Annotated in this window: 13 protein-coding genes; 10 read left to right on the top strand and 3 right to left on the bottom strand. The window is 74.2% G+C overall.

The window, feature by feature from the left end; translation table 11 throughout:
• Positions 1-27 precede the first annotated feature (27 nt).
• Positions 28-951 carry an NB-ARC domain-containing protein gene (locus tag ACQP1S_RS03435; RefSeq protein ID WP_432902902.1) on the bottom strand — a complete coding sequence of 308 codons (924 nt, stop codon included), beginning with the start codon at positions 949-951 and terminating at the stop codon, positions 28-30.
• A gap of 525 nt (positions 952-1476) precedes the next feature.
• Between ACQP1S_RS03435 and ACQP1S_RS03430 the strand changes: the two genes are divergently transcribed.
• The 8 genes from ACQP1S_RS03430 (at position 1477) to ACQP1S_RS03395 (ending at position 8580) form a co-directional block, all read left to right on the top strand.
• Entirely contained in the window at positions 1477-1860 is a 384-nt protein-coding gene (locus ACQP1S_RS03430) for a cupin domain-containing protein (RefSeq protein WP_432902899.1), read from the top strand.
• Positions 1853-3217 (top strand): class I tRNA ligase family protein, encoded by a 1365-nt coding sequence (locus ACQP1S_RS03425; RefSeq protein ID WP_432902897.1) that lies wholly within the window; start codon positions 1853-1855, stop codon positions 3215-3217. The genes ACQP1S_RS03430 and ACQP1S_RS03425 overlap by 8 nt, the downstream gene beginning before the upstream one ends.
• Positions 3210-3692, top strand: coding sequence for an FAD-dependent oxidoreductase (locus ACQP1S_RS03420; RefSeq protein WP_432902894.1), 483 nt, complete (start codon positions 3210-3212; stop codon positions 3690-3692). The genes ACQP1S_RS03425 and ACQP1S_RS03420 overlap by 8 nt, the downstream gene beginning before the upstream one ends.
• A gap of 589 nt (positions 3693-4281) precedes the next feature.
• Positions 4282-5541, top strand: a complete 1260-nt coding sequence (locus ACQP1S_RS03415; protein WP_432902891.1) for a lysine N(6)-hydroxylase/L-ornithine N(5)-oxygenase family protein — start codon at positions 4282-4284, stop codon at positions 5539-5541.
• Between the two features lie 5 nt (positions 5542-5546).
• Positions 5547-5945, top strand: coding sequence for a hypothetical protein (locus ACQP1S_RS03410; protein WP_245722493.1), 399 nt, complete (start codon positions 5547-5549; stop codon positions 5943-5945).
• Positions 5938-6627, top strand: a complete 690-nt coding sequence (locus ACQP1S_RS03405) for a LysE family translocator (protein WP_091245031.1) — start codon at positions 5938-5940, stop codon at positions 6625-6627. The genes ACQP1S_RS03410 and ACQP1S_RS03405 overlap by 8 nt, the downstream gene beginning before the upstream one ends.
• A gap of 288 nt (positions 6628-6915) precedes the next feature.
• On the top strand, positions 6916-7779 hold the full coding sequence (locus ACQP1S_RS03400) for a hypothetical protein (RefSeq protein WP_432902888.1): 864 nt from the start codon (positions 6916-6918) through the stop codon (positions 7777-7779).
• Positions 7780-8019: 240 nt separating this feature from the next.
• Positions 8020-8580 carry a hypothetical protein gene (locus ACQP1S_RS03395; RefSeq protein ID WP_432902885.1) on the top strand — a complete coding sequence of 187 codons (561 nt, stop codon included), beginning with the start codon at positions 8020-8022 and terminating at the stop codon, positions 8578-8580.
• Positions 8581-8717: 137 nt separating this feature from the next.
• Here the strand turns inward: ACQP1S_RS03395 and ACQP1S_RS03390 are convergent, their stop codons facing one another.
• Entirely contained in the window at positions 8718-11147 is a 2430-nt protein-coding gene (locus tag ACQP1S_RS03390) for an FtsX-like permease family protein (RefSeq protein ID WP_432902882.1), read from the bottom strand.
• Positions 11141-11905, bottom strand: a complete 765-nt coding sequence (locus ACQP1S_RS03385) for an ABC transporter ATP-binding protein (RefSeq protein ID WP_432902879.1) — start codon at positions 11903-11905, stop codon at positions 11141-11143. Before ACQP1S_RS03385 ends, ACQP1S_RS03390 begins: the two co-directional genes overlap by 7 nt.
• Positions 11906-12073: 168 nt before the next feature.
• Here ACQP1S_RS03385 and ACQP1S_RS03380 point away from each other — a divergent pair, with 168 nt between their 5' ends.
• Together ACQP1S_RS03380 and ACQP1S_RS03375 are read left to right on the top strand one after the other, a co-directional pair.
• Complete coding sequence (locus ACQP1S_RS03380; RefSeq protein ID WP_432902876.1) at positions 12074-13231, top strand: sensor histidine kinase; 1158 nt, start codon at positions 12074-12076, stop codon at positions 13229-13231.
• Complete coding sequence (locus ACQP1S_RS03375; protein ID WP_432902873.1) at positions 13228-13896, top strand: response regulator; 669 nt, start codon at positions 13228-13230, stop codon at positions 13894-13896. Before ACQP1S_RS03380 ends, ACQP1S_RS03375 begins: the two co-directional genes overlap by 4 nt.
• Positions 13897-13961: the final 65 nt, after the last annotated feature.

Raw genomic sequence — 13961 nt, 5'->3', positions numbered from 1 at the left:
CGCGGGCCGGGCGGCCGACCGGCGCCGCTAGCGCAGTTGCCGCGCCAGCTCGGTGAGTGACACTCCAGGCTGGACGGCCGCGCGGGCCGCCACCATCGCCAGCGCCCGGGGTACGCCCTGGCAGTGGGCCACGATTCCGCCCACCGCCTCGGGTTCGGCCGCGAGGCGGTGCGCGCCGAGGCGGGCCCGCAGCAGTTCGTACGCCTCCTCCGGGGCGAGGCGGTCGAGCACGACGGGGTGCGCGACCTCCCCGGCGACCAGCCCGGTGAGCCAGTCCCGGCTGGTCACCAGCACCATGCACCCCGCCACGCCGGGCAGGAGCGGCCGGACCTGGTCGGCGTCCCACGCGTCGTCGAGCACGATGAGCATCCGCCGCCCGGCGAGCAGGCTGCGGTAGAGCCCGACCCGGGCGTCGAGGCCACGCGGGATGCCGCCGGCCGGCACGGCGAGCGCCTCGATGAGGCAGCCCAGCACGTCGGAGGGCGACGTCGGTGACCTCTGTGCCCGGTTGCCGCCCAGGTCGACGTGCAGCACTCCGTCGGCGAAGCGGGCCGCGAACCGGTGCGCCCAGTGCAGCGCCAGCGCGGTCTTGCCGATCCCGGGGCGACCGACGAGGGCGCAGACCACCACCGTGGACATCCGCCGGGGGCCACCGTCGAAGAGCCGGTCGAGCTGGGCGAGCTGGGCGACGCGGCCGGTGAAGCCGGGCACGTCCAGCGGCAGTTGCATCGGCCGCGGCCGATGCGGTGGCGATGACGGGCCGGGCAGGCCGAGCGCGTCGCGGATCAGTCGGACGGTGGCGGGCCGGGGCCGCAGCACCCGCGCCGACTCCAGGTTGCGGATGCTGCGCACGCTCAGCCCCGTCCGGGCCGCCAACTCCTCCTGGGTGAGGTGGGCCCGTTGCCGGGCTGCGACAATCTCATCACCAAAGGTAACCTGGTAGTCGAGCACCGCGCCATCCCCACTCGCCTGCTCTGTGCGGGTCTGGCCGATTCGCGCCGACGGTACGCCGTAGCCGAGGCCACTGATCCGGGACTCAGCAGCGATGTTGCCGTTGAACTGCCGGTTGCCTGCCTGTTCGCAGGACGACCCTACGCCGACAGTGGCAGTGCCGCCATTCGTCGCGGCGAATCAGCCGGAGCCGGGGGAGACGGTGTCTCGAGCAGCGGTCCGCCGTGACTCATGTGGACTGGTCGCGCGCCGCGCGGCCCGGCGCGCGCCGCACCCAAGGCCGTTCCTCGCCCCCGGCGACGCCCGTGCCGCCCCCATCGCCGGACCGTCGGCGCGGGCCGCGCCCTCACGATCCCCACCGGCGGTGGCCCCGCCCCGGCCGGCGACGGGCCGCCGACCGGCCCGCGCCACGACGCCGGCGGGACGCGAGCCCGCCGTCACGCCGACGACCGCCGCCCCCGGGCGGCCCGCCGGCGCCGACCCACGGCCCCTGCCGCTCAGGTCACCGCGATCAGGAGGACAACCATGCGGAAGTACGTCAGTGACACCGCGCAGCTCACCGACGAGTACGGCATCCAGATCGGCCGCTGGCAGCAGTACCGCGACCTGGGGCCGCTGCCGTTCGACGCGATGTGGTGCGTGATCCCGCCCGGTGCCAGCAGCGCCGAGGACGTGCACCCGGAGGTCGAGTTCGCGGTGGTGACCCGCGGCACCGCGATCTACGAGGCGGCCGGGGAGAAGGTCGAGGTGCCGACCGGCGGGGTGATCCTGCTCGACCCCGAGCGGCCCCACGTGATCCACAACCCCTCCCCGGAGGTGCCGCTGACCATCCTGAGCATCTACTGGATGCCCCGGACCGCCGACGCCGACGCCGAGGGCGGCCGGGACGCCGGGGCGGGCCGTGGCTGACGGCGTCGCCCCCGCCGGGGTGGTCCTCGTGGTGACACCGCCGCCGACGCCGAACGGGCCGCTGCACGTCGGGCACCTCTCCGGCCCGTACGTCGCCGGGGACATCGCGGCCCGCGCGCTGCGCGCCGACGGCCGCCGGGTCCTGACCCAGTGCGGCCTGGACGCCCACCAGAACTACGTGCCGGCCCGGGCCGAGGCGCGGGGCGAGGCACCCGCGGACACCGCCGCGCACTACGGCTCGCTGGTGGGCGAGGCGCTGCGCGCGGCGCGCATCGGGTACGACGTGATGGTCGACCCGCTGGCCGACGCGGGCTACCGCGACGCCGTGGCCCGGTTGCTCACCGAGCTGGTCGAGGCGAAGGTCGTCGAGCTGGCGCCGATGTCGCTGCGCGCCTGCGCCGGCTGTCACCGGATCCTGCACCACGCCCGGGTCGTCGGGGCCTGCCCGGGCTGCGGGGCCGGGGCGGCCGGCGGCACCTGCGAGGGGTGCGGCGGCTTCCTCGCCGCGGCGGACCTGGTCGACGCCCGCTCGACCTGCTGCTCGGCCGCCCCGGAGCCGGTGACCCACCCGGTGCCGGTCCTTCGGCTGGAGGAGCACCGGGAGCGGCTGTGCGAGTTCTGGTCCCGGGCGGTCCTGCCGCCCCGGCTGCGCCGGCTGGTCGCGGCGTACCTCGACACGGGGCTGCCGGACGTCGCGCTGGCCTACCCGAGCGACTGGGGCATCGAGTGGGGCGACGGCCTACGGGTGGACGTCTGGGCCGAGATGGCCCTGGCCAACCTGGTGCTGCCGGCCCGCCACCTGCGCCCGGGGGCGGACACGCTGACCGGTTACCTCGACGCCTGGGGCGACGTCGACGAACAGTGGCTCTTCCTCGGCATCGACAACGCCTTCTACTATGCGGTGCTCATCCCCGCCCTGCACCTGGCCGCCGGGCTGCCCGAGCGGCCGACCCGGCTGGTGGTCAACGAGTTCTACCGGCTCACCGGCGCGAAGTTCTCCACCAGTCGCGGGCACGCCATCTGGGCGCACGAGTTCCTGTCCACCGAGGACCCGGCGGTGGTCCGGGCGTTCGTGAGCTGGGACCGGCCGGACAGCTACGAGTCCGACTTCCTGCCGGCGGCGTACGAGGCGTTCAAGGCGCGCTACGCCGCGGCGCTCGACGGCACCGGCCCCCACCTCGACGCGGCGCTGGCGGACATCGAGCTGACCCGGGGCGAGCGGGCGTTGCGCCCGGACGCCTTCGACCCGGCCGCCGCAGTCCGCGCGGCGCTGGCCGCCGCCGGCAGCCGCCCCGAACGGGCGGCCCGGCTGCTGGGTCTCGTCGGCGGCACCCTCCCGGCGGACGCCGGTGACTGAGCTGCGGGTACTCGTCGTCGGCGCCGGACTGGCCGGGGTCCTGCTGGCCCGGCGGTTGCAGGACGCGGGTGCCGAGGCGGTGCTCATCGGCACGGCGACCGACGGCCCGACCGGCGGGTACCGGGACGCCACCGCCGCCTCGGGCGGGCTGGTTCGGGCCTTCGAGCCGGAGCCGGCCGCCCGCGCCCTGGCCGCCGCCAGCCTCGCCGAGCTGCGGGGCGACCCCGGCCTGGCGGCGGAGGCCGGCTGGCGGCGCACCGGCTCGCTCTACCTGCTCGACCCGGACACCGTCGCCGGAGGCGGGTCGGGGCCGGGGCCGGGGCCGCCGCGGTCGATGCCGAGGTGCTCACCGCTGCGGAGGCCGCCCGCCGCTTCGGCGTCGACGGGCTGCCCGAGCACGCCGTGGGGGTCTGGGAGCGGCGGGCCGGCCACGTGGTGCCGGACCGGCTGCGGCGGGCCATGCTGGCCGGGCTGACCCGGACCGAAGCCGTGCCGATGGCCCGGCTCGACGGCGACACGGTGGAGCTGCGCGACGGCCGCCGACTCGCCGGCGACCTCGTGGTCGTGGCCGCCGGGGCGTGGACCCCGGGACTGCTGCGCGCCGCCGGGCTGGCCACCTGCCTGCGTACCAAGCACATCCAGTACGCCCACCACGCCGTGCGCCGCGCCGACCTGCCGTCGTTCGTGGACGAGACCAGTGGCCTCTACGGCCGGCCCGCCGGCCCCGGGCGCTTCCTGCTCGGCCTGCCCAGCTCCCGTTGGGACGTCGACCCGGCCGCCCCCGCGCCCGACGCCGAACTCGCGGCGCGGGTCCGGGCGGTAGCCGCGCTGCGGCTGCCCGGCCTGGACCCGCGACCGGTGGGCCCGCCGGTCAGCGCGGCCGACTGCTACAGCGAGCCCCCCGGTCTCGCGCTGCGGGCCGTCTCCGGGACCGTGCACACCTTCACCGGCGGGAGCGGGGGCGCCGCCAAGACCGCCCTGGCCGCCAGCCGACGCGCAGCCCGCGCTCTGCTGGACCACCCATCGTCCGTCGGGGTTCCGACGGGTTAGCCGAAGGCAGAGAGATGACGCAGACATACCACACCGTGGGGATCGGCGCGGGACCCGCGAACCTGAGCCTCGCGGCGATGTACGGCGTGCTCGCGCCGCACGAGATCGCGCTGTTCGAGTCCCGGGACCAGCCGGGCTGGCACGACGGGATGCTGCACAGCGGCGTGCGGATGCAGACCGGCTGGGTCAAGGACCTGGTGTCGCTCTACGACCCGACCCACCCGCTGTCGTTCCTCAACTACCTGGTCACCACCGGGCGGGTCTACGCCCTGCTGGGCGCCGGTTTCGACACGATCCCCCGGATCGAGTACCAGCAGTACCTGGGCTGGGCGGCGGCCCAGTTGCCGAACATCGTCTACGGCACCCGGATCGACCGGGTCGACTTCGACGGCGAGTTGGTCAGCCGCAGCGGTGACGTGGCCGTCGCCCGCTCCCGGCACCTGGTGCTCGGCACCGGCACCGTGCCGTTCCTGCCGGACTTCCTCGCCGCCCTGGATCCCCGGCACGTCTTCGTCGCCGACGAGCTGCACCACCGCCTGTCGACCGTGGCCGACGAGCCGGACGCGCCGTGGATCGTGATGGGCAGCGGGCAGACCAGCGCGGAGTGCGTGGCGGCGCTGCTGGCCCGCGGGGTCCGGGACATCCGGTGGATCGGCCGGCGGTCGTGGTTCGCGCCGCTGGAGGACTCCCCCTCGGCCAACGACCTGTACCGGCCGGCCTACCAGGAGGCGTTCCTCACGCTCTCCCGTGACGTGCGGGAACGCCTGGTCTCCGGGCAGATCCTCACCAGTGACGGCATCTCCCCCGGCACGTTGCGCGGCATCTACCAGCACAACTACGAGGAGCGGCTGCGCACGGGCCGGTTCCCGGTGACCATCATGCCGAGCCGCACCGTCACCGCTGCCCGGCAGCTCGACGGAGAGATCGAGCTGGAGTGCCTCACCGCCGGCAGCGGCGAGGAGCGGCACCGGGCGGTGCACCTGGTGGTCGCGGCGGGGCGGCAGCAGGCCCCGCTGCCCTTCGACGAGGAACTGACCGCGCTGGTCGACATCGACGAGCGGGGTCAGCCCGTCATCGAGTCGGACTACTCGATCCGGTGGAAGCACGCCGACCAGCACAAGATCTTCGTGCTGAACCGGGGGCGTTACGTGCAGGGGCTGGTCGACTCCAACCTGAGCATCCTGCCGGTGCGCAGCGCCATGGTGCTCAACTCGATCGCCGGCCGGGTGGTCTGCCCGTTCCGCGACGAGTTCGTCAGCACCCGGTGGGCGTGACCCCGATGGCCTCCTTCGACTACGACGGCCGGATCTTCGTCGCCGCCGACCCGGCCGGCACCGACCACGGCACGACCGGCGACGCCGGGCCGCTGACCGGGCACTACCACCAGCGTGGCGACCTGGTCTGGGCCGAGATCACCGGCGGCGCGGTACGGCACGGCTCGCTGGCCGGGACCTGCGACGCCGAGGGGGTGGTGCGCTTCGCCTACCTGGAGGTGCTCACCGACGGCACCATCGTCGTCGGCGAGTGCGTCTCCCGTCCCGAGCGGCTGCCGGACGGGCGGATCCGCCTGCGCGAGCAGTGGCGCCGGCACGGGCCACGCCGGGACAGCGGCGTGTCGGTCATCGAGGAGGCCGTCCCGGCCCCCGTCGCACAGGAAGAAGTCCACCAGCATGTCTGACATCCAGCTCGTCAGCTTCGTCGCCGCGAGCATCCTGATCATCGTCGTGCCCGGAGTGGACTTCGCCCTGGTCACCCGGCAGACCGTGCGGTACGGGCGGCGGGCCGGGTTCGTGGTGCTGGCCGGGCTCTTCGTGGCCGCCCTGGTGCACGCCACGCTCGCCACGGCCGGGCTCTCGGCCCTGCTGGTGTCCTCGCCCCGGCTGTATACCGTGCTGCGCATCGCCGGCGCCCTCTACCTGGTCTACCTGGGGGGCAGCATCCTCTGGGCCACCCGGCCCCGACGCCCCGCGCCGGCCGCGCAGCCGGTCCCGGTGGGCGCCGGCGGGGGCGGCGGCACCCCGGGCGCGCCGCCCGAGCCGGCCCCGGCGGCCGACGAGCCGCACGTGGCCCGCCGCTCGTTCGTCATGGGCATCACCAGCCAACTGCTGAACGTCAAGGTGGTCATCTTCTACGTCTCGTTCGTCCCGCAGTTCGTCAAGCCCGGCGACGGCGCGGCGGCCCGTACGGCGGTGCTCGCCGCGACGTTCATCGGCCTCGCGGTGCTCTGGTGGGCGTGCTACATCCTGCTCATCGACCGGTTGCACGCCTGGTTGACCCGCCCGGCGGTGCTCCTGGTCATCGAGCGGCTGACCGGGGTGATCCTGATCGTCCTCGCCGTGCGGATCGCGCTGAGCCGGTGAGCACGGCGCGATCGTCGCGACGCGGATCCGCACCGACGGCGTGTGGCACGTCGACGTCACCGGCCAGCGTGCCGCGCTGACCGAATACCGCATCCGGACGCCTCGACGCCGTAGGAGACGCTCCCGGAGCCTTGGGCGGCGAGACCGCGAACGCGGAGTCCAGGAGCAACTCCGTCACGCAGCGGAGGGTGAGCCGTATCTCCTTCGCAGCGCACGAACGCCGGCCGCAGCGGACGCAGCGGGTCGCATGGTTGTAGCATCGTGTCCCCGACTGGGAAGGTGGCGCAGGTGGATTTGTCGTCGGCGCCGACAACGTACGCCGATGCGTTGCTGTTCGCCGCCGAGGTGGTCGATGCGGCCACCCGTGCTCCCCACGGTGACCGCGGCGAGGAGATGCTGCGCGATCCCTACGCGCAGGAGATGCTGAGGCAGCAGAACAACTGGTCGTGGTGCGACAACCGGCAGGATGTCGACCTTGCCGCCGGCGGGGCGCTGCACGCCACCGTCGAGTACCTCGCTCGTCGTCACGCCACAGCGCTGCCCGACCACACCGGCCGCGCCGGTGAACACTGGCCCGACGTCGATGACCGCCTGGCCCGGCTGGCCTCGGCGCTGCGCTTCGCCGCGAAGGCCGCCGAGCAGGCCTGGCCGCACCGGCTGGGGGAGATCCTGGCCCCCTGGGTACGCCAGCGGTTCGCCGCCTTGCTGACCGCCACCGGACGGGCGGAAGGGCTGGGCAGTCTGGACGCCCGCGTGCGGCGCGCGGTCGTGCTGGCCTGGCACTACCGCTCGATGCGGCATGAACTGTTCGGCGACCATCACTGGCGGGGGCGACCGCCGGCACCATGGTGGTGTCTCGACGGCACGCTCGCCGTCCGCTCGCCGTTCGACGGCTACGCCACCGGTCAGGTGCCGTCCTACGCCCTGCGCCTGACCCACCTCGACCACGCCACGGGGCACGGCGAGGGTGAGCTGACCGTCGCCGGCTCCGGCACCGCCCCCCTGACGTCATACCCGGTCACCATCACCCACAGTGCGCCGACGCTGGCCGGTGACGTGGAAGCCGTGCACCGGACGGCGGTGGTCGACGCGCTCGCAGCCCTCGGCCTCACCCACGCCGAAGACGGGGGACCATCCTCGTCAGACCGCTAGACCGTTGCTGATCTGAGCGCCGAGGCCCGCCGCGCACCCCGTCGGGACGGTTGGTCCACGAGGTTGCTGCGTCCGGCCTGTGGAGACGGTGACCCATGCTGATGCCTACGGCGACGGCCCCCACCAGGTGTCCGTTCGTAGCCGAGTCGAGGGCACGCGGTCATGGTGGAGGCCGCCGACCGCCCTGCAAACCGGCCCGTTCTGCACGCCAGCCATCACCGCAGCGGCTTGAATAGCGGTGTGCAGGTCAACAAGGACGGCCGGAACTGGCGCATCGGCACCGCCGCCGACGTGCAATGGATCGCCGGGCACACCACCGCCGGCGTCTCGATCACCACCGCCGTCCCACCCGGATTCGACGCCTACGCCACCACGTACCAGGCCGACGACGTCATCGCCGCCGCCTACGAGCGCGCCCTGGTCGAAGACCTCGGCACGTACTCCCCCGGCCAGCCGTGGTGGCTGGCCTACCTCGACACCGGCGCCCACGACGTCGTCTTCCCCCACGCCCCGAGGGTGTCGCTCTACTGGGACTGGCCGTACGTGCTGGTCGAGGCCGGCCCCGAGCAGGCCCTCACCTGGCGCACCGGTGGTCACCTGCGCCATGCCCACGGGGCGCTACCCGACCTCTTCTTTCCCGCCGACCGGTCGTGGCTGGTCTCCGCGCTCTGGGACGACACCTGGACCTGCGTCGGCGGCCCGGCACCACTGATCCACACCCTCGAACGCGACCCCCTGGCCGCCGCCCGCCAGGTCCGGCCCGACGAAGACGCGCTACCACCGGGGCTGACCCGCGAGTGAGACCCGACACCCACCCCGGTGGTGCGACCCGCTTCGCGCAAGGTGGTGACGATCAAGGGGCGAGCCGACCGGGTACGCGCATCGCGTCCGTGGGTGGCGGCGGCCCGAGTGCCGCCCTGGGAAGCGAGGGTACGGGCTCACCCCATGCTGCCGACGGAAGATCGGGCGGAAGCCTGACGCAGTGACCGCAGGGTCGGCAGCGCGCTCGCCAGCACCGCCAGGAGCAGGCAGAGCGCCACCACCCCGCCGACCACCGACCACGGCACCACCAGGTCGACCGGTACGCCGGTCTGTTCCGTGAGGCCGGCCCGGACGCTCAGCAGACCGACGAACGCGACAGCCCCTCCGAGCAGCGCGCCGATCAGCACCACCAGGGCGGACTCGGCGGTGACCAGCCAGATGACCTGCCGGCGGGTCGCACCGGCCAGCCGGATCAGCCGCAGGTCGGCCACCCGGCCGGCGGCGGCCATCAGCAGCGTGTTCGCCACCGCGACCGCTCCGTAGCCGGCTGAGACGCCGATCAGGAGCAGCGTGAACAGCCAGACGAGGCGATCCTCGGCGCGGTCCGCCTCGGCCGCCCATCCGGCCACGTCGACGATCCGCCCTCCGGCCGGAGGATCGATCCGGTCCTGGACGTATACCGCGGAGGTGAGCGCCGAGGGGTCGTGCGCTCGCACCACTGACCTGGGCAGTAGCAGGTCGCCGGGGATCGAGTCGTCGGTGACGACCGCGACGACGCGCAGCGACACCAGCTCCCCATCGGCGAAGACCAGCGCGTACGGCTCGGACGGCCGCCGGTTCGCCGAAGTGGGAAGGACCACCGTATCGCCGCCGCTCAGGTCGTCCAGTGAGCCGGCGACGACGGTGAGCGCCCGGTTCGCGGCGGCGAAGCCCGCCGGGTCCACGCCCAGCGCGGTCAGTGGCCGGTTCTTCGGCGACGAGCCCGGGTCGGTCCCGAAGACCGTCGTCGGTAGCAGGGCGGTACCTCCGGTCGCCGCGACGGCCTGGTCCGACAGGCCCGGCGCACGGTCGGGCAGGACGACCCAGCCGGCGTTGACGTTGTCGGCCCGGCTCGCCGTGTAGGCGGCCGTGGTGGTGCGCACCATCCCGGAGACCAGTACCGCGAACGCGACCGTGAGCAGCACCGGGGCGGCGATCGAAGCCGTTCGTCGGGTCGCGGTCAACGCCCCGGCCCGGACCAGCATCCCGATCGCGCCACCCGCTCGACGCACCGGCGACCGCAGCACCCGCACCACCGGGCCGACGGCCGCCGGTGCCAGCACGGTGGCACCGGCCACCAGGGCCATCACCGCGTAGAGGGCGAACGTGGCGGCGTCGCGGGCTTCGTCGGCGGTCGCGGTGCCGAGGCTAAGGGCGAGCCCCACCGCGACGAGAAGCACACCGGTGGCGATCCGGAGCCGCCCGATCGGCCGCTGCTCCACCGCCGCCTCGCGCAGCGCCTCCAGCGGGCGGACGCGTGCCGCTCGTCGCGACGCCGACCAGACGGCCAGCAGCGCGATCACCGGGCCGGCGGCGATCGACACCGCGACCGGCCAGGGTTCGTACCGGACCTGGAAGGTCGCCGGCTCGAAGCCGACGTCGACCAGAAGTCGACCCGACACCGGGGCGAGCGCCGCGCCGGCCAGGAGGCCGGTGAGTCCGGCCGTGGCGCCGACGACGAGCGCCTCGCCGTGGACCATGCGGCGGACCTGACGGCCAGTGGCACCGACGGCGCGCAGCAAGCCCAGCTCACGCCGACGCTGCGCCACGGTGAACGCGAAGGTGGAGGCGACCACGAAGACCGTGACGAAGCCGGCGAGAGCCGCCGTGGCGGTGAGCACCTGCATGCCGATCCAACGGGTACGGGCGTCCCCCCGAGGCTCCAGAGCACCGCGTCCGTCGCCGGTCAGCGCCTGTCCGTCGCCACCGACGACACCGCGGGCCGCCTCGGCGATCTTCCCGGGATCGGCACCCGACGCGACCAGTAGACCGATGGCCCGGACGCCGGGCGCGAGCGTGGCGGCAACCTCGTCCGCGACGTAGACGCCGGGCGCATCGACCAGACCGGTGACGGTGTACGGCTCCGGGCCCGCCGCCGTGAGCAGGGTGACCGGCCCGCCGGGACGCAGCCCGAGCGTGCGGTCGACGACCACCTCGCCGACCTGCCGGGGCGGCTCGCCGGCCGTGAGACGGAGTCCACCCAGCCGGATGCTGGACCAGCCGTGCCCCTGGTAGGCGTCCTCCCCCTGCGCATCGGTGGCCGGGGGCCGGCCGTCGACGAGCGCCTGGACGTAGAAGGTCCGGTCCGGCACTGCCGCCGTGACGCCCGGCACCTCGGCCAGCCTGCTGGTGAGTTCCGCCGCCCTGGCGGCGGACCAGGGCCGGGTGGGCGCGAACGAGTCGGCCGGTGCACCGGCCTCGGGGCTCTGCACCACGACTGCCGCGTACGCCAGCCGGTCGGGCACCTGTGGGCGGCCGGAGGCGAGCAGCAGGGTGGCCGCCGCGACCAGGGTGACGCCGATGGCGACGGCCACGAACGCGCCGGCCGACCGCCGGATGCTCAGCACGACGGCTCCCCGGCGTTCTCCGCCGGGACCGTCTCCCGCGCGGCGATCCGCGCGGCGACGGCCGCGGCGGTGATCCCGCCGGTCAGCTCGTCCACGACGCGACCGTCGGCGAGCAGGAGGACCCGATCGGCGTACGCGGCAGCGGTGGGATCGTGGGTCACCATCACGACGGTCTGCCGGTGGTCGTCGACGAGGGCACGAAGTAGCCGGAGGATCTGCCGGGACGCCGCGCTGTCCAGTGCACCGGTCGGTTCGTCGGCGAAGACGACCGTGGGACGGGTGATCAACGCTCGGGCCACGGCGACGCGTTGCTGTTCGCCGCCGGACAGTTCGCTCGGCCGGTGCCGGGCCCGGTCGGCCAGGCCCACGGCGTCGAGCGCGGCAGTGACGTCCCGGGCCGGGGGGCGACGCCCGGCCAGGCGCAGAGGCAGCTCGACGTTCTGTGCCGCGGTCAGCGTGGACACCAGGTTGAACGCCTGGAACACGAAGCCGATCCGATCGCGGCGCAGCCGGGTCAGGTCGTCCTCGCCCAGGTCGTCGAGGTGCCTGCCGTCGATCATGACGGTTCCCTCGACTGGCCTGTCCAGTCCGGCCGCGCAGTGCAGCAGGGTGGACTTCCCCGAGCCCGACGGGCCCATCACCGCCGTGAACGTGCCGTTCGCGAAGCTGGTCGTCACGCCGTCGAGCGCCGTCACCCGGCGGGCTCCGGTGCCGTACACCGCGCGCAGCCCTGTCAGCGTCACCGCCTGTGTGGTCATGACCGCCAGGGTGCCGGCTGCCGCAGGTGCCGCGCGTCGTGCCGGTGTGGACACTTTCCGGTCCGCCGCTGGGCGGAGCCGGGGTCCGCGACGCGGCAGCCGTCATGCCTGAGGATGACCACCCGCAGGTGGACGCGGCTGGCCCAGCCGGCCGATACGCTTCGGCAGGTGACCGCCCTCCTGCTGACCCGGCGGCTACGGCCGGCGGAACTGGCCACCGTGGACGTCGTGCTCGCCGTGGCGGTCGGCGGGCTGCTCGGCCCGTACGCGGCGCTGGAGTCGCCGCTGCACGGTGGCGTGGACGAGCCGCTCTGGGTGTCGGTGCTCGTCGGGTTCGCCCTCGGGCTGCCGTTGGCCGTCCGGCGACGGTGGCCGATCACCGTCGCCGCCGTGATCAGCTCCGTCGCCACCGTCGCCCTGGTCACCGGCGTGGTTCCCCACTACGCCGCCGCCGCGCCAGGGCTCGCCATCGGCCTGTCCTTCTACACGGTGGCCGTGTCCACGGGCACGCGCCGGTCGCTGCGGTGCGCCGCCGGTTGTCTCGCTCTGGTGAGCGTCGCCCTGGTGCTGACCGCGAGTGACCTCTGGTCGCGCACCGGCGGGGTCCTCTACGCCACCGTCATGATCGCGCCCGCCTGGGTGATCGGCTGGCTGGTCCGCGGACGACGCGCTCTCGCCGCCCGTCAGGGCGAGCACCTGCTCCGCCAGGCCGCCGCCGAGGAGCGGTTACGGGTGGCGCGGGAACTGCACGACGTTCTCGCGCACACGCTGAGCCTCATCGTGGTGAAGGCGGCCGTCGCCAACCACGTCGCCGGGACCGACCCCCGCGAGGCGGGGGTCGCCCTGCGGGTGATCGAGGAGACCGGCCGCAACGCGCTGACCGACGTACGCCGGGTGCTCGGGGCACTGCGCGAGGACACCCCGTACGCCCCGACACCCGGGCTGGGCGAGCTGCCCGCGCTCGCCCGGCAGGCGGCGATCGGCGATGTCGACGTACGGCTCGACGTGCGGCGGGAGGAATCGCCCGGGGCGGTGCCGGAGTCGGTGGGCCTGGCGGTCTACCGGATCGTGCAGGAGGCGGTGACCAACGTGGTGAAGCACGCGGCACCGGCCGTCTGCAGGGCAACGGTGACCGTCACGCCTCGCGAGGTCAGGATCGAGGTGACCGACGACGGCCGCCGCCCGGTCCGGACCGGCGGGGAGGGACACGGGCTGATCGGCATCCGGGAACGGGTGACGTTGCACGGGGGCGAGTTCCGCGCCGGGCCACGCTCGGGCGGCGGCTTCGCGGTGACTGCCAGCCTGCCCTACCGGGGGGCCGCGTGATCCGGGTGCTGATCGCGGACGACCAGGCGCTGCTGCGCGGCAGCTTTCGGCTGCTGGTCGACTCGACCCCGGGGCTCACCGCGGTGGGCGAGGCGGGCACCGGCGTGGAGGCCGTGGCGCTGACCGCCGAGCACCGCCCGGACGTGGTGCTGATGGACGTGCGGATGCCGGAAATGGACGGCATCGAGGCGACCCGACGGATCTGTGGCGACCCCGCCACGGCCGGCACCAGGGTCGTCATCCTGACCACGTTCGACCTGGACGAGTACGTCTTCGGGGCACTACGCGCCGGCGCCAGCGGGTTCCTGCTCAAGGACACCCCACCGGCGGACCTGCTGGCCGGCATCCGGGTGGTGGCCGCCGGCGAAGGGCTGCTCGCGCCGACGGTGACCCGCCGGCTGATCGACGAGTTCGCGCGTCGGCCGGAGCCGGCTCGGCCGCTGCCACGACGGCTGGCGGGGGTCACCGAACGGGAACGGGAAGTACTCACACTGATCGGCCGGGGCCTGTCCAACGCGGAGTTGGCCGAGCATCTCAATCTCAGCCTGGCCACCGTGAAGACGCACGTCGGGCGGTTGCTGACCAAGCTGACGGTACGTGACCGGGCACAACTGGTCATCGTCGCCTACGAAACGGGCTTGGTCGGGCCGGGCGGCCTGCGCTGAAAGTACCGCCGATGCGCTTGGTGTGGCACTGAATGCCGAGGCCACCCGCTACCTGCTGCGGGCTG

Source organism: Micromonospora matsumotoense (assembly GCF_050951065.1).
GTDB lineage: Bacteria > Actinomycetota > Actinomycetes > Mycobacteriales > Micromonosporaceae > Micromonospora > Micromonospora matsumotoensis.
This window is presented reverse-complemented; position numbering and strand designations above follow the sequence as displayed.

What these genes read in the sequence shown, in the direction of transcription:
- ACQP1S_RS03415 (WP_432902891.1), top strand. Translation starts at nt 4,282, where the DNA reads ATGACGCAGACATACCACACCGTGGGGATCGGCGCGGGACCCGCGAAC.
- ACQP1S_RS03430 (WP_432902899.1), top strand. Translation starts at nt 1,477, where the DNA reads ATGCGGAAGTACGTCAGTGACACCGCGCAGCTCACCGACGAGTACGGC.
- ACQP1S_RS03405 (WP_091245031.1), top strand. Translation starts at nt 5,938, where the DNA reads ATGTCTGACATCCAGCTCGTCAGCTTCGTCGCCGCGAGCATCCTGATC.
- ACQP1S_RS03410 (WP_245722493.1), top strand. Translation starts at nt 5,547, where the DNA reads ATGGCCTCCTTCGACTACGACGGCCGGATCTTCGTCGCCGCCGACCCG.
- ACQP1S_RS03385 (WP_432902879.1), bottom strand. Translation starts at nt 11,905, where the DNA reads ATGACCACACAGGCGGTGACGCTGACAGGGCTGCGCGCGGTGTACGGC.